The sequence below is a fragment of the Halodesulfovibrio spirochaetisodalis genome (assembly GCF_001672295.1).
Taxonomy (GTDB): domain Bacteria; phylum Desulfobacterota; class Desulfovibrionia; order Desulfovibrionales; family Desulfovibrionaceae; genus Halodesulfovibrio; species Halodesulfovibrio spirochaetisodalis.
Window position 1 is genome coordinate 48856 of sequence record NZ_JXMS01000001.1, and the last position, 15230, is coordinate 64085.

At 46.4% G+C, this 15230-nt stretch carries 13 protein-coding genes and 2 riboswitches; of the genes, 9 read left to right on the forward strand and 4 right to left on the reverse strand.

Going from position 1 to position 15230, the window contains the following annotated elements; translation table 11 throughout:
- Positions 1-39: 39 nt before the first annotated feature.
- Entirely contained in the window at positions 40-657 is a 618-nt protein-coding gene (locus SP90_RS00270) for a hypothetical protein (RefSeq protein WP_066851392.1), read from the reverse strand.
- A 220-nt stretch (positions 658-877) separates the two neighbouring features.
- Positions 878-980, forward strand: a riboswitch (TPP riboswitch).
- Positions 981-1066: 86 nt separating this feature from the next.
- Positions 1067-1169, forward strand: a riboswitch (TPP riboswitch).
- A gap of 64 nt (positions 1170-1233) precedes the next feature.
- Between SP90_RS00270 and thiS the strand changes: the two genes are divergently transcribed.
- The 7 genes from thiS to SP90_RS00305 all read left to right on the forward strand — a co-directional run bounded on the left by thiS (position 1234) and on the right by SP90_RS00305 (position 8975).
- Positions 1234-1434, forward strand: a complete 201-nt coding sequence (thiS, locus tag SP90_RS00275; protein ID WP_066851394.1) for a sulfur carrier protein ThiS — start codon at positions 1234-1236, stop codon at positions 1432-1434.
- On the forward strand, positions 1434-2222 hold the full coding sequence (locus tag SP90_RS00280; protein WP_066851396.1) for a thiazole synthase: 789 nt from the start codon (positions 1434-1436) through the stop codon (positions 2220-2222). The genes thiS and SP90_RS00280 overlap by 1 nt, the downstream gene beginning before the upstream one ends.
- A 1-nt stretch (position 2223) precedes the next feature.
- Entirely contained in the window at positions 2224-3330 is a 1107-nt protein-coding gene (gene thiH, locus SP90_RS00285) for a 2-iminoacetate synthase ThiH (RefSeq protein WP_066851398.1), read from the forward strand.
- Between the two features lie 17 nt (positions 3331-3347).
- Complete coding sequence (thiF, locus tag SP90_RS00290; RefSeq protein ID WP_066851400.1) at positions 3348-3959, forward strand: sulfur carrier protein ThiS adenylyltransferase ThiF; 612 nt, start codon at positions 3348-3350, stop codon at positions 3957-3959.
- 1 nt (position 3960) lies between these two features.
- Positions 3961-4599 carry a thiamine phosphate synthase gene (thiE, locus tag SP90_RS00295; protein WP_066851402.1) on the forward strand — a complete coding sequence of 213 codons (639 nt, stop codon included), beginning with the start codon at positions 3961-3963 and terminating at the stop codon, positions 4597-4599.
- Positions 4600-4814: 215 nt separating this feature from the next.
- Positions 4815-5813, forward strand: a complete 999-nt coding sequence (locus SP90_RS00300; protein WP_066851404.1) for an efflux RND transporter periplasmic adaptor subunit — start codon at positions 4815-4817, stop codon at positions 5811-5813.
- 9 nt (positions 5814-5822) lie between these two features.
- Complete coding sequence (locus tag SP90_RS00305) at positions 5823-8975, forward strand: efflux RND transporter permease subunit (RefSeq protein WP_066851406.1); 3153 nt, start codon at positions 5823-5825, stop codon at positions 8973-8975.
- 3 nt (positions 8976-8978) lie between these two features.
- On the opposite strand, the gene SP90_RS00310 is transcribed toward SP90_RS00305, so the two are convergent.
- The 3 genes from SP90_RS00310 to SP90_RS00320 all read right to left on the reverse strand — a co-directional run bounded on the left by SP90_RS00310 (position 8979) and on the right by SP90_RS00320 (position 11705).
- Entirely contained in the window at positions 8979-9992 is a 1014-nt protein-coding gene (locus SP90_RS00310; RefSeq protein WP_066851408.1) for a zinc-binding alcohol dehydrogenase family protein, read from the reverse strand.
- Positions 9993-10170: 178 nt separating this feature from the next.
- Positions 10171-11124, reverse strand: coding sequence for a glycosyltransferase (locus tag SP90_RS00315; protein WP_066851410.1), 954 nt, complete (start codon positions 11122-11124; stop codon positions 10171-10173).
- Between the two features lie 17 nt (positions 11125-11141).
- On the reverse strand, positions 11142-11705 hold the full coding sequence (locus tag SP90_RS00320; RefSeq protein WP_066851412.1) for an HDIG domain-containing metalloprotein: 564 nt from the start codon (positions 11703-11705) through the stop codon (positions 11142-11144).
- A 216-nt stretch (positions 11706-11921) separates the two neighbouring features.
- On the opposite strand from SP90_RS00320, the gene SP90_RS00325 reads away from it, so the two are divergent.
- Positions 11922-13001: a PSP1 domain-containing protein gene (locus tag SP90_RS00325; protein WP_066851414.1), complete on the forward strand. Its 1080-nt coding sequence runs from the start codon at positions 11922-11924 to the stop codon at positions 12999-13001.
- A 176-nt stretch (positions 13002-13177) separates the two neighbouring features.
- Positions 13178-15124, forward strand: coding sequence for a methionine--tRNA ligase (gene metG / locus SP90_RS00330; RefSeq protein ID WP_066851416.1), 1947 nt, complete (start codon positions 13178-13180; stop codon positions 15122-15124).
- Positions 15125-15230: the final 106 nt, after the last annotated feature.

Here is a 15230-nt window from a genome sequence, read left to right on the forward strand (position 1 = left end):
GGGAGCAGAACACCTGCTAGGTTTAGTTACCTCATAGCGCTAAGGCTTTTTACGGTACTGCATAAACGCGGCAAGTCCGAGGAGACCCAAAATATATCCTATTCCACCAAAAATATCTTTTGCGCTTGTTTCGGGCTGCATAATTTCAGCATGCAGTTTAGAAAGCTGCGCAGCTAATGGAGCAGTTTCTTCTCTAACAGCATTACGCACAATGGTGTCCAGCTCAGCTTTTGTGAGCGTTATGCTAGAAGAAGGGGAACTGGAGGGAGCCACTGGTGTTGCCTTATCTATTTTTGGTGTTTGAGCAGTGTGTGGAACTGACGAAAAATCTTCTGCCTCAATGGTCCATGAGCCTGCGTGCCCTTGTCCGGCATCAAGTGAGATAACAATCGGGCTTTTGGATTGAATGAGTGCATCGGTGAGTGTGAACGACCATGTACCGTTGTTATCCGTTTTTCCGGTTGCGATAACATCACCTGTCTTTTTGTCAGTGGCCGTGACAGTGCTTCCTTGTGCTTTTTTTCCGCTAGAAAAATAAGATTCTGTGTGAACGTTTGTGCCATCAAGCCAGGCAAAAACATTTACTCTATGGGCGAAGGCAGACGTGGAAAGGAAGCACGCGATTAAGAGTGCTGGGATGAAAATGGATAAACGCATGGAGGCTCCTGCGATAGTCGTTGATGGACTATAAAATAGTGTCTGAGTTAGGATATCGACTAGGTGTGACGATATCTAAAAAAGTAACACTCGACAAGAAAACTCATGATGACGAAAAATAGGGAGATAATAATAAGCCAATGCAATGTGTTATGGTAGACAGAAAAATGCTGGTTGCATAAACAGCTTTACAGAAATGGCAAATCTGACTATAGAAATTTCAAACAGCTAGGGGAGCCTTCGGGCTGAGAGTGAGCGTAGGAGTTCTGACCCTTGAACCTGATGTGGTTTGTACCGCCGGAGGAAAGCTAGCACTCAAGTGCAGTAAGTGGGCTTATCCGAAGGGGTAAGCTTTTTTTATGCCTGTAGCATAAAACGCACGTCGTTTTATGAGATACAGGGTGTGTCTACATACAGCTGGGGGAGCCTTCGGGCTGAGAGTGAACTTATCGTTCAGACCCTTTGAACCTGACGCGGTTTATACCGCCGGAGGAAGGCTGAGTACTTAACTCGTATTCTAAGCTTACCCTCGGGTGAGCTTTTTTTATGCGATTAAAGCAGCAAAGGAACCCTACAATGCAGCTAACTGTAAATGGTCAGATGCAACAATGCAATGACGACACAACCCTGCTTGATTACCTGCAGGGCAACGGCGTGGATGTAAAAGCGGTTGTCGTGGAACTGAATCGTACCGTTGTGAAGGCTGATGATTTTGGAACTACCGTACTTAATGACGGGGATGTATTGGAAATCCTGCAATTCGTAGGAGGGGGCTAATGGAAGCGAACAACAACGACGCATTGGTTATCGGCGGAGTCAGCCTGACCAGCAGACTTTTTACCGGAACCGGCAAATATGGCTCAGATACAATCATTCCTGATGTATGTGCATCGTCCGGATCTCAGGTTATCACAGTTGCGTTACGACGAGTTGATGTCAACGCTGCTACGGGTAATGTTATGCAGCACATTCCCAAGCACATGCAGCTGTTGCCGAATACTTCCGGTGCGCGTAACGCTGACGAAGCAGTGCGAATTGCTCGTTTGGCGCGCGCGGCCGGATGTGGTGACTGGATTAAAATTGAAGTTATCTCCGATAATAAATACTTATTGCCGGATGGGTACGAAACAGCAAAAGCAACAGAGATTCTTGCAAGCGAAGGTTTTGTTGTACTGCCGTATGTGAATGCGGATTTGTACATTGCGCGTGATCTCGTGAATGCCGGAGCTGCTGCGGTTATGCCTCTTGGTGCGCCCATTGGCAGTAACCGCGGGCTGAAGACCAAAGAAATGGTTCGTATTCTGATCGATGAAATTTCTTTGCCGATTATCGTAGATGCGGGAATCGGTGCGCCTTCACAGGCATGTGAAGCTATGGAGATGGGCGCAGCTGCTTGTCTTGTAAACACTGCCATTGCAGCAGCAGGTGACCCTGTTGCTATGGGGCGTGCATTTGGTGATGCTGTCCGTGCAGGGCGCGCAGCATACCTTGCCCGCACAGCGGCAGTATCTAGTGGCACCGCAGATGCATCTTCACCACTGACCGGCTTTTTAGGCGGTATGTAGTATGGGATTCTCCGAAACGCTTTCGCAGTATGATTCGCTGGACATGGCAGCGTATCTTGATGCTGTGAAGCCGGCAGACGTCGAGCGTGTGTTGGCACAGCATTCATTGACACCTCAGGATTACCTGACCCTGTTGTCTCCAGCAGCGGAGGGAATGCTTGAGGCTATGGCGCAAAAGGCAAACGATATTTCCTTGCGCCATTTCGGTAAGACCATCCAGTTGTTTACTCCACTGTATCTTGCAAATTACTGTACGAACCAGTGCGTATACTGTGGCTTTAATACTGCGAATAAAATTCAACGCACACAGCTTTCAGCTGCGGAGTTGAAAGTAGAAGCAGAAGCTATTGCAGCCACAGGTCTCAAACATATTCTTATTCTTACCGGCGATGCTCCGGCAAAATCAACTGTCGAGTATATCGGTAGCTGTGCAACCCTCCTGAGTGAGTATTTTTCATCTATCAGCATAGAAGTATACGCTATGACGCAGGATGAATACGCGTACCTCATTGATCGCGGTGTGGACGGTCTGACTATCTATCAGGAGACATACAATAAAGACTTGTATGAAGAGCTGCATCCGAAAGGGCCTAAACGTGACTACGCGTTCAGACTGGATGCACCGGAGCGTGGCTGTGAAGCTGGCATGCGCACTGTAAATGTGGGCGCATTGCTTGGTCTTGAGTCCGTATGGCAGCGTGATGCATTCTACACAGGTCTGCATGCTGAATATTTACAGCGTAAGTACCCGGGCACAAGCATTGCTATTTCCCTGCCGCGCATGCGTCCACATGTCGGGGCGTATGAACCTGCATCCATCGTGACTGACAGAAATTTAGTCCAGCTTATGCTCGCTCAGCGTATTTTCTTACGAAGTGTAGGAATTACGGTTTCCACAAGGGAACCGGCAGCATTACGCGATAACTTGATGCCGCTGGGTGTGACAAAAATGTCTGCTGGTGTGACCACGGCTGTGGGCGGGCACACTTCTGATGATAGCAGCACGGAACAGTTTGAAATTTCTGATCCGCGCAGTGTTGAAGAAATGTGTAGGGCAATTGAAGCAAAAGGGTTCCAGCCTGTATTTAAGGACTGGGAACCGTTTTAACTCCTCAGGATTCTGCTATGACAGGTAGCTCGACGTTACTGAAAGGATTATCCCGCTATCTTACGCAGGAGCAACTTGCGCAGCTGGCGTCTGTTACCATAGGCATAGCCGGTTGCGGCGGGCTTGGTTCCAACTGTGCTTTTATGCTGGCTCGAAGCGGTGTGCGTAATTTTGTTCTTGTTGATTACGATACAGTGGATTTTTCCAACTTGAACCGTCAGTTCTTTTTTGCTGATCAGGCTGGTTGTTCGAAGGTTGAAGCCTGCAGAACAAACCTGCTACGCATAGACAGCACCTTGAATGTTACGGTACACGATGCTCAGGTAACATCTGAAACAGCTTCGCTCCTGTTTGCTGATTGTGACATCATAATAGAAGCATTGGACAGTGTGGACGGGAAAAAGATGATGGCGGAAAAGTTTCTGGCTGATCCCCGTCTATTTGTTTCTGCTTCCGGCATGGCAGGATGGGGTGAGCCGTATATGCAAAAGCGGCAGATTCGTGATGATGTTGTGCTTGTGGGCGATTTTACAACAGATATTGCAGATAGTCCGCCAATGGCACCCAAAGTACTCATGGCAGCCGCGATGCAGGCTGATGTAGTCCTAACGCATATTCTGGGGAAATAGTATGAATTTTCAAAAAGTGTTAGATACCGATATCTACGCGTTGACCGATGAAGGGCTTTCCAACGGACGCTCCAATATTGAAGTTGTGGATGCAATGCTTAAGGCTGGCATCAAGGTGCTTCAGTACCGTGAAAAGGACAAAAAGTCCGGTGCAATGCTTGAGGAATGCCTGCAAATACGAGCCATGACAAAACAGGCTGGTTGTAAATTTATTGTGAATGACCATGTGGACATCGCCATGCTGTGCGATGCTGATGGTGTTCATGTGGGGCAGGAAGATATTCCTGTGCAGCAGGTGCGTCAGCTTGTAGGCATGGATAAAATTATCGGCCTTTCCACACACTCTCCTGAAGAGTGCAAGCAGGCGATAGCAGCAGGTGCAGACTACATCGGAGTCGGGCCTATTTTTGCGACAAAAACCAAAAAAGATGTGTGCGCGCCTGTGGGCTACGAGTATCTGGAGTATGTTACTGGTCAGCACTCAATCCCGCACGTGGCTATTGGTGGTATCAAACTGCATAACATTCAGGATGTGGCAAAGCATGGTGCCCGCTGTTGTGCGATTGTTTCTGAAATTGTTGGTGCTGACGATATCACTGCGACCGTGCTTGCATTGCGAAAAGCAATGGCTGAAAAATAGTCACCTGTATTTATTTGTATTGCAAAGGGTGTCCTCTATACCGGAGGGCACCCTTTTTTTATGGGTAATAACGCACCGATAGGATGAAGATAATCGACGTGTAAATTGAAATAAGTAAAAATAACAAGAAATTACTTATAGAGTGTTGTTCTGGGCTGCCATTCTCGGGTACGACATGAGTACTCATAGCACATGCCTAAGTTCAAGGAGCATATATGTGGCGCAAGGTATTCTTTTTTCTCTGGATTATTCTTCTAGCTTACGTGGAGGTAGCGTACAGCCAGAAAACGTTTGTCGCAAAGCCCGCCAAGCGCTTTGTACGTATGACAGGGTTCACAAGACCACGAAAAGTCATAACGATTTCCAGTGAAGAGAATGCCCGCTGTATTAATGTGCATGCAGATGTGGGTGACGCCATTAAAGAAGACGGTGTGTTTGCAGAACTTGATCCTACGTTTATTAATCTGGATATTCGACGCAACCTTGATAAACAGCAGGCTATTGATAGTGATGTACGGTATTACATGAAAGAAGCTAATCGATATCGAACGCTAATCGAAAAAAAGCATGCTGCTCAGACTACATTGGATGCGCTTGAACGTGACCTTGAATCAGGACGGGAAAATACAGAAGCATTGAAAGTGGAAGAGATGATCTTGCGCGAGCATAAAAAACGCCATTCCATTGTTGCTCCCAAGGGCTGGAAAGTTATTGAGCGGTATATTGAGCCGGGGGAACTGGTGCAGAGCGGCGATGTGCTGGCAAAAATGGGTGACTTTACTGTGCTGCTTATTCCATTGGCTTTGACTCCTTCTGAGCTTATCACCTTGCGTAAAATGAAGAATATTGAAGTTGAGTTGCCGGAGCTTGGTGAAAAGGTAACAGCGCGTATAGAGCATATCTCTCCAGATTATGATCCGGGTATGCGCAAAATTCAGGTTGACCTTGCCATCGATAAATTTCCTATTGAAAAACGTGGAGGGATACGCGCAGATTTGTATCTTCCGATGGCAGAAGAAAAGGGAGCTGTAGTGGTACCGGACAGCGCATTGGTACAAGGCTATGAAGAAGCATTTCTTGTACGGGAGAATGGCGAAGAGGTTCCTGTAATTATTATGGGAAAAGGTGAGAAAAAAGGAACAAGGCGTGTACGGTCACCAGATATAACTGCGGGTGAGCGTTTTTTAATGAAACCAAAGCAGACTGGTTTTTAGGGAAACAGTATGCGCAGTATTATTGCTTTTACTCTTCATCATAAGGTCTTAGTCAATCTGGCTTTTCTGGTGCTCATGATACTTGGTGTTGTCAGCATCCTGACTATCCCCGTGGACAGAATGCCATATGTCCGAATGGGAAAAGTACATATAAGCGCATACCTTCCGGGAGCCTCTCCTTCCGATGTTGAATCGCTTGTTACCAGAGAGATTGAAGATGCACTGGATAGTCTGGAGCAGGTTGAATACATCCGCTCCCGATCATACAGGGAACGCAGCTCTATTCTTGTAAAGTTTGTGGATGATTCAGACTACCAGAAACTGTACGATGAGCTTCGTTTCAAAGTGTTGTCGATTCAAAATGACTTACCTGATGATATGGATCCGCCGGACTTTACAGAGATAGCTATTGATGAATGGCTGCCTGCGTTGAATGTAATTCTTGTGGGTGACCGATCGAACAGGGCACTGAGTCTTATCGCAGAAGAATTAAAAAATGAATTCGCCCGAATTCCCGGTGTGAAAGATGTGCGGCTGAATGGTGAATACACTCGTGAGTATCATGTGAACCTGTCACCAGCTAAAATGCATCGCTACATGATAACGCTGGAACAGGTGCGCAAAGCGTTACTCGATGCAAATGTTTCCATACCTGCTGGCGACTTTGATACTGCTGAATCTGAATATGTAGTGGTGGTGGACGAACGATTCAGGACTCAGGAGGATATTGAAAACGTAATCCTGAGGCGTGACGATGAAGGGTCGTTTGTGCGTGTGGGTGACGTAATGACAACGGCCGAATACGGATATCGTGACCCGCATGTCATTACCTCTGTAAATGGTAAGGATTGTATTACCATTGCCGTAATGAAGCAGAGCACGGGCAACGCCATTGCTATTTGTGATACCGTGGAAGCGATAGTCGCAAAACATACGGACCGGTTAGCAGCCAACAAAGTAACACCAGTTATTACACAAGATCAGCGTATTTATATTAATGAATCCATGAATGTAATGGGCTCTAACTTGCTTGTGGGAATTACGCTGGTTCTGGTCATTATCTGGATTGTTATGGGGTTGCGTAATGCGGTGGTAACCACTGTGGGGATTCCGTTTTCATTCCTTGTGACAATGATCTTTATGAAGCTTTCAGGAAATTCCCTTAACGAAATTACGCTGTTTGCTTTTGTCCTTGTGGCAGGCATCATTGTTGATGACGCTATCGTTGTCATAGAAAATATTTATCGACATATTCAACTCGGCGAACCGTTAAAAGACGCTGTTGTTGATGGTGCCGCAGAAGTTGCGGTGCCTGTTATTTCTGCCACCTCTACCACCGTGGCGGCTTTTCTCCCCATGCTTATCATGTCTGGTTCAACTGGTGAGTTCTTTGCCCAAATTCCGATTGCAGTCAGTTTCGCTATTGCAGCATCGTTGATTGAATGCCTGCTTATTCTTCCGTTACACTTTTATGATTGGCCAGGGGCGAAGCGTTTTGCACACGGCTATACTCCGCCTCAAGAGCAGGAGTTCATGATACGGCTAAAAAACGGCGCTACTGCTGTCCTGCGCATATTTATGAGACACAGGGCAAAAAGTCTTGCGGGAGTGTTCATTGCCTTTCTTGGGGCATTATTTATCCTCGGAGTCTCAGTTTCCGGTACGTTGCCGTTGCTCCGTATTAAGTTTTTTCCAGATAACTACAATATTTTTTATGTGAATGTTGAGGCTCCGGCAGGTACATCGTTGGGCGAGGTTTCACGCCGATTGAAAGAGCTGACGGTAGTGATTGATGGCAAGGGAAAAGAAGTTGTGCGTGCTGCAACAGCGTTTGCCGGATTTTATGTAAATGAGGATTATGAGCAGGTTTATGGCTCAAACTATGGAACTATCAATGTTGAGTTACCTGAGATAACATCCCGAAGGTTTGAAGACTATCCGATGAATGATCCCATTGCGCACTTGGATAAGATGCGGACTGAGATGACTACCTATGCACAGAAGCATTGGGGAGATAACTGGGTGGTTCGAGTTCGAGCTGAATCGGACGGACCGCCTACCGGTAAGGATGTTACAATACGTATTATGGGTATTGATACAGTAAAGGTAGATTTGTTGACTCAGGATATCTGGAATTTTCTGAAAACGAACGAAACGTTTTCCGAATACCTCGTGGATTTACGACCTGACACTGGATATCCCAATAGAATTATACGCTTTGTGCCTGATGAAACACGGGTGGCGCAATACGAGCTTACTCCACGTTATGTCGCCCGGGTTGCAGGGTCGATACTGGATGGTTCGCTGGTAGGGGAGTTCAGGGCAGACGATGAAGATATCGATTTACGACTAAAAATAGACGGACGATATTTGCAAACCCCGGTGGACGCCATGTCTATTCCTGTTATGGAAGAAAGCAGAGGGCCGATTCGTCTGGAAGATATCGTTAAAATAGAGGCATACACCGAGCCGGGACAATACAATCGATTTCAGGGGGAACGCGCCATAACGCTCTCTGCAAACTTGAAAACCGGTTCCTCTTACTCTCCAGCGTATATTGTAAAAGAGGTGCTGAAGTATTATTCAACTATTCGCACAAAATACCCTGGAGCAACGTTGAACTTTGCAGGTGAATACGAGTCTACACAAAAGTCGTACTCATCCCTTATGTTTGCTTTTCTTATTGCGGTGCTCATCATTTACGTGATTCTCGCAACACAGTTTAACTCCTATGTCCAGCCATTCATTATTCTTTCAGCTGTGGTATTTGCCCTCATTGGTGTTGTGTATGGGGTGTTTCTTACCCGTACGTTATTTACGATAAACAGTTTTATAGCAACGATAGGAGTAACAGGGGTTGTGGTTAACGACTCCTTGGTGCTCATTGCTTTTTTGAATAATTTAAGCCGTGGCGGTATGCACAGGGATGAAGCTGTGTATGAAGGTGTGCGCATGCGGCTACGCCCGATTCTACTTACAACCCTGACGACAACCCTTGGGCTGCTACCGATGGCTGTCGGAATTCCATACTACTCCCTAAACTGGGGAACGATGGCCGCAACCTTCGTAACAGGACTGTGTACAGCGACACTCCTTACACTCTTTATTGTGCCTGTCCTCTGGCACATATTCATGGGGGTGCAGGAGCGGTTCGCAAGGTAATAGTTACTCCCCGATAACAATTGCCTGTTTGCCTACCATTTTTCCCGATTCTTGAAGCACATGGGCTTTCTGAACATTCTTTACTGTCAGGCCATAATAGGTTTCAGTCAGTGGGGAGCGAACCTGTAATGTGTCCACCAGCTGTGCTATCTTTGCGAGAATGAATCCCTGCATGTGCACGTCAGAAGTGTCATACATTGTGCGTACCAACGCATATTCCCAGCATAGATTTACGGATTTTGTTTTGAACATACGAATATCTAATGGTTCTTCAGGGTCATCAATAAGAACGACAGAACCTTGTGGACGTATAAGCGCTGCCATGGTTGCCCAGTGTTTGCTTAAATGAGTAGTGCAGAAGATAGAGTGCATCCAATGCATATCGATATTTCGTATCTGTTCCGTCATATCATGATGGTGGTTGATAACATGGTCTGCCCCAAGATCTTTGCACCACTCTGCTGTTTCATCACGGGAGGCTGTTGCAATAACGGTTAATCCCGCCCATTTTGCCAGTTGAATAGCCATTGAGCCTACACCACCTGCACCGCCGATGATGAGTATGGTGCATTCGGTATTAGCATTGGCTGAGGCGATGTATCCCAGACGGGTAAATATCGCGTCGTATGCAGTAAAAGCTGCAACGGGAAGGGTTGCGGCTTCAGCATCGGAGCATAGGTCAGGTGCTAGAGCGATTGTTCTTGCGTCAGCAAGCTGATACTGGGCAAAGGAACCGGAATATTTGGGCTGCCCCATAAAGTAGACCCGATCTCCTTTATTGAAACTGCGTACCTCATCACCCAGCTCTGCAATAATTCCGCATGTGTCCAGACCGGGAGTAATGTGTTCTGTCGAGGGTGTGCGCATGCGCATTTTGGTATCAACAGGATTAATGGAAGCTGCCGACACTTTGATAAGAACCTCATGCCCTTTAGGGACAGGAACTGTGCCTAAAACTTCAGAAAATGTCTGGTCATCAATGGCTGCACCACTGCCGCGAGCTTGTATTTGAAGCATATTTTCTCCAGTTGTCATTGGTTATGGTCGTTATGGGTATACTAGCAGTAAGTTCTCTGAGAGTACCAGTGCAAAGTGTAAAGAATACAGCGGCTATTGTTACTCAAATAAAAAAGGGATGCACCTGTGCGGGTGCATCCCTTTTTTATTATATCGTCATAAACGATGTAGCGATAGATTATTCAGCTGGAAACTGGGTACCAAGCTGGGTTGCAAGCATAGCTTTTGCGGATTCGCAAAATACGCTGCATGCGTAGCCGCGCTTGTCTTTAGAACCGATGCCCGGAATAAGGTAGGCAAGGTAGCGGATAGCAAACACGAGCATGTCCATGCCACCGAAGAACAGGGCAGTAAGAGGGCAATAGTGCTTCCAGAAGTACATCTGTTCGCTACGTGTACGTGCTTTAATAACGCTGGAACCATTCAGTGCGTAGTCTGAGCATTCACACTGCATGGAAAACTTATCAAGCACACGTGCAGTTGCCTGCGGAACGAAGTAGATATCGTAGGAAGGGTTGAGTGACTTACCTACGCGGCGGCAGAAGTCAGCATCAGCAAGACCTGCGTAAAAACGCTCATCAAGCTGTCCGAGTTTGGCAATAATATCACGACGCACAGCGGCAAAAGTGAAAGGAACAAATGATACTTTCATTGGCTGATCTGCGTTACGTGTTTTGGAACACGTACAGCCGAACATGCGTTTGAAGTTTGCCACAAGTCCCGGAAGGCGGTCAGGTGTCTTTAAACCAAGGTTGTCAGTTCCGACTACCTTGCCGCCAGCAACAGCACATGCTGCGTTGGTGGCAAACTGATCCATGAGGCGACGGATGGAGCCTGCGAGCACTTCAACACGAGGATCGACAAAAATAATAAGATCCCCTGTTGCGCGTTCAACTGCTTGGTTGGCTGCAGCTGCGTAGCCTTTATTGTCAGAGTTCTGGATAAGCTGAATCTCTGGAAGAGCTGTTTTTGCAATACTACCGCTGTCATCAGAAGAAGCGTTGTCTACAACAATAACTTCTGCATCAAACTTTCCTGCGGTCTGGTTATCAATAGTCTGCTTAATAGAATCGAGGCAGCGCCCGATGAATTTACTAGTGTTATTTGTTACAATAACAAAAGAAAGTTTCATGATTGTGAATCCTTATGCTATGTACGTTTAGCTAATCCTACGGAGTCAGCTATGGGAGTTATGGATTCAATGGCCAGTTGGAAAAACTGTCCCAGATCCAAGTCCAGTTTCTCGCACTCTCTAATTCGGTCACGACTGACAGACGCAGCAAACGCTTTGTCTTTCATTTTCTTTTTTAAGCTTTTAGGTTTCATGCCTTCCATGCCGTTTGGTCGAACAAGCGCATTCGTGGCAATAAGGCCGGTAACTGTTTCAGCACAGCGAAGTGCCAGATCGAGTTTTGTGGTGGGTTTATGATTCGTGAATTCCGAATTATGGGCAAGAATAGCATTCAGTGCTATTTCTGGAAGCTTTCCTTTGAGTAGTTCAACAGATTGCTTTCCATGTTCCTCAGGTATTTCCTTTGTGATGGGAAAGTCAAGATCGTGCAACAGGCCGGTGATGGACCAGAGGTTTTCATCTTCACCGAAGTGACGTGCAAGAGCGGTCATAACCGCTTCTGTTTGCATGGCATGGTGTAAAAGATGAGGTTCCGGATTTTGCGTCTCCAGCAGTTGAAAAGCGCTATCACGATCAATCATTTTTATTCTCCTGAAATACATTTACATAATCATGCGAACGATTTTTTCATAAACATGAATGCGCCAGAACACAACCATATATTCGATTTGTTGACACGAGCGCCAATAAAGCCGAAAAGAAAATGTTCTTATCAATAAATAGATGCTGAGCCTTTGTAAGGGGACAGCATATAACATATACGTGCTGCCGGGCTGCAGCGCCAAGAGTGGATCGCCATGTCATCAATAGCTGGTGTTAAGTTCCGTGAATACGGGAACATATATTATTTTGAAATAAAAGATCTGGAAGTCTCGATGGGGGACTGGGTCGTCGTCGATCAAGGACAGGGACTTGGTGAAGTCGTTGTTTTGCGCGACGATGTACCGGCAGATGCAGAGAGTGATGAGTTAAAACAGGTCAGCAGACTTGCAGAAAATGAAGATTTAGTTCGTCATCAGGAAAACGAAGGGCTTTCCAGAGAAGCATTTCAGTATTGTCTTGATTGTGTGCGTCAGCGTAAGCTTGATATGAAGCTTGTTGATGTCGAAGTCTTTTTTGACCGTAGCAAGATCATCTTCTATTTCACTGCTCCTAACCGGATTGATTTTAGAGAACTTGTAAAAGATCTTGTTAAAAATTACCGCACACGTATCGAGTTACGCCAGATTGGTGTACGTCATGAAACGCAGATGGTAGGTGCTGTAGGGAACTGCGGTATGGTATGCTGCTGTCGCAGATTTTTACGAAAGTTTGCTCCGGTAACTATCAAGATGGCAAAAGAGCAGAACTTGTTCCTTAACCCTGCTAAAATTTCCGGCATCTGCGGTAGACTGCTTTGCTGTCTTTCCTACGAGCAGCAGAACTACGAAGAATTCCATCGTGCCTGCCCTAAGCTTGGTAAAAAGTATTTTACGGAAGATGGTTCCGTTAAGGTGCTCCGTGCCAATATGTTCCGCAACAGTGTTTCCCTCCTTACTGAGTTTAACGAAGAGATGGAAGTGACACTTGAGGAGTGGGCGGAAATGAAGGCTACACGTCCTGATCAGGCGCTTCAAGATGCTGCACGCGCTGCTGCGAAAAAGGCTGCTGAAGATGCTGCTCGTAAAGAGCAGGAAGAGCGCGAAGCAGAGGAAGAAGAAGCACGTCGTGCCGAGATGGAAAAAGAGCTTGAAGCTCGTGCAGAGGCCGAGGGCGTTGACGTGGAAACTCTGCGTGAACAGTTAATCCGCAAGCCTGGTGTAAAGAGCGCAGAGCCTGTAAAACGTACAAGCCGAGGTAAACGCAAACGTAAGCGTAAACCGAAATCTGAAGAGTAATCTTCAAGGCTAAAAAGAACATTTCGTTGAGAAAGACTTCATTGCAGCATGCAATGGAGTCTTTCTCAACGATGAAGATAGAATGAGTGGCTGCTGCATGCGCATGTATGCAGCCGTAAAATACAACAAAGAATCCAGCGCCCGTATCCAGCGGGCGAAGCCGTCGGGAGATTCTCTTGGAACGCTTTTATATTACGACTCCGATTTACTATGTGAATGCGAAGCCGCATCTTGGACACGCCTATACAACAATCATCGCTGATACCATGAAGCGCTTCCAGCAGATGATGGGGAAAGAAACTTTTTTCCTCACCGGTACAGACGAACACGGCGACAAAATCGTTCAGGCTGCTGAAAAAAATAAATGTACTCCACAGGAATACGTAGATCAAATCAGCCAGCTTTTTAAAGATCTCTGGCCTGAACTGGGCATTTGCAACGATCACTTTATTCGCACAACAGACTCTGCTCATAAGAAAGTTGTGCAGGACGTATTGCAGAAAGTATATGACTCCGGTGACATTTACTTTGGTGAATATGGCGGACATTACTGCTACGGTTGTGAGCGTTTCTACACAGAAAAGGAACTGGAAGACGGCCTGTGCCCGCAGCACCAGACCAAACCTGAGTACATTGCAGAGAAGAACTACTTCTTTAAAATGTCTAAGTATCAGGAATGGCTGAAACAGCATATTCTCGATAATCCTGAGTTCATCCGCCCTGAGCGCTACCGCAAAGAAGTGCTTTCTCTGCTTGATAGCGGCGAACTGGAAGACCTTTGTATTTCACGTCCGAAATCTCGTCTTGAGTGGGGCGTAGAGCTTCCGTTCGACAATAATTTTGTTACGTACGTATGGTTTGATGCACTGCTGAACTACGTGTCTGCTCTGGATTATCCTGAAGGTGAGAATTTTAAAAAGTTCTGGCCTGGAGTGCAGCACATTGTGGCAAAAGATATCCTTAAACCGCACGCAATTTTCTGGCCTACCATGCTTAAAGCAGCCGGATTTGAGCCGTATAACAACCTTAATGTGCACGGCTACTGGCTTGTGAATGATACCAAGATGTCCAAATCTCTTGGTAACGTTGTAGCTCCGCTTGATATGGCGAAGAAGTACGGTAACGACACGTTCCGTTTCTTCCTTCTGCGCGACATGCATTTTGGTAATGATGCAAGCTTCTCTGAAGAAGCTCTGGCTATGCGTCAGAACGCAGAACTTGCTAACGATCTCGGCAACCTGTTCAGTCGTGTGCTTTCCATGGTTAAAAAGTACTTTGGCGGCGTTGTTCCGCAGCCTGCCGAGTACACTGAAGCAGATATGGAGCTGCGTGAACTTGCATCTAACTCTTGTAAGAACTTCCAGCAGCTTTTTGACAACGTGCGCTTCTCATACGGCATTGAATCCCTGTGGGAACTGGTACGTGCGTTGAATAAGTACGTAGATTCAAGCCAGCCTTGGACACTTGCTAAAGAAGGCGACACAGCCCGTCTTGGTACTGTTATGTACACTATGCTTGAGTGCATGCGTAAAGTAGCAATTCATTTGTGGCCGGTAATGCCTAAATCCGCTGAGAAGCTTGTTGCGCAGCTTGGAGTTGAGTTTGATCCTGTAAAAGCAAATCTTCCTGCGGAAGTTGAAGCTTGGGGAACATTACCTGTGGGAATTGAAATTGCTCCAGGTTCTAACCTGTTCCCGCGTATCGATATCGACAAGCTTCGTAAAGAGATTGAAGAAGCAACTAAGGCAGCAGCAGCTGCAGCGAAAAAAGCTGCTGCTCCAGTTCAGGAAGCAGCAGCACCTATCGAGTTTGATGATTTTACAAAAGTTGATCTGCGCGTAGGCAAGGTACTTGTTGTGGAAGACCATCCAAAAGCTGACCGCCTGTTCCGTTGTGAAGTCGATCTTGGTGAAGAAAAACCGCGTCAGATTCTTGCCGGCTTGAAAGAGCATTTTACCGCTGAAGATCTTCTTGGTCGTCAGGTTGTAGTTGTAGCTAACTTGAAGCCACGTAAAATCCGTGGGCTTGAGTCACATGGCATGATGCTCGCGCTGAAGACTGCTGACGGAATGGAAATGCTTACTGCTTCCGGTGAAGTACCTGCTGGTACAAAAGCTTCCTAGCCTGTCAGCTGCCAGGAATGCGTTGAGAATGTGAATACATTCTACGTATACAGAAATATGAAACCCCGTATCTTTTTTGATGCGGGTTTTTTTTCTACAAAGCAAG

What these genes read in the sequence shown, in the direction of transcription:
- thiH (WP_066851398.1), top strand. Translation starts at nt 2,224, where the DNA reads ATGGGATTCTCCGAAACGCTTTCGCAGTATGATTCGCTGGACATGGCA.
- SP90_RS00305 (WP_066851406.1), top strand. Translation starts at nt 5,823, where the DNA reads ATGCGCAGTATTATTGCTTTTACTCTTCATCATAAGGTCTTAGTCAAT.
- thiF (WP_066851400.1), top strand. Translation starts at nt 3,348, where the DNA reads ATGACAGGTAGCTCGACGTTACTGAAAGGATTATCCCGCTATCTTACG.
- SP90_RS00270 (WP_066851392.1), bottom strand. Translation starts at nt 657, where the DNA reads ATGCGTTTATCCATTTTCATCCCAGCACTCTTAATCGCGTGCTTCCTT.
- SP90_RS00280 (WP_066851396.1), top strand. Translation starts at nt 1,434, where the DNA reads ATGGAAGCGAACAACAACGACGCATTGGTTATCGGCGGAGTCAGCCTG.
- SP90_RS00315 (WP_066851410.1), bottom strand. Translation starts at nt 11,124, where the DNA reads ATGAAACTTTCTTTTGTTATTGTAACAAATAACACTAGTAAATTCATC.
- SP90_RS00320 (WP_066851412.1), bottom strand. Translation starts at nt 11,705, where the DNA reads ATGATTGATCGTGATAGCGCTTTTCAACTGCTGGAGACGCAAAATCCG.
- SP90_RS00300 (WP_066851404.1), top strand. Translation starts at nt 4,815, where the DNA reads ATGTGGCGCAAGGTATTCTTTTTTCTCTGGATTATTCTTCTAGCTTAC.
- SP90_RS00325 (WP_066851414.1), top strand. Translation starts at nt 11,922, where the DNA reads ATGTCATCAATAGCTGGTGTTAAGTTCCGTGAATACGGGAACATATAT.
- SP90_RS00310 (WP_066851408.1), bottom strand. Translation starts at nt 9,992, where the DNA reads ATGCTTCAAATACAAGCTCGCGGCAGTGGTGCAGCCATTGATGACCAG.
- thiE (WP_066851402.1), top strand. Translation starts at nt 3,961, where the DNA reads ATGAATTTTCAAAAAGTGTTAGATACCGATATCTACGCGTTGACCGAT.
- thiS (WP_066851394.1), top strand. Translation starts at nt 1,234, where the DNA reads ATGCAGCTAACTGTAAATGGTCAGATGCAACAATGCAATGACGACACA.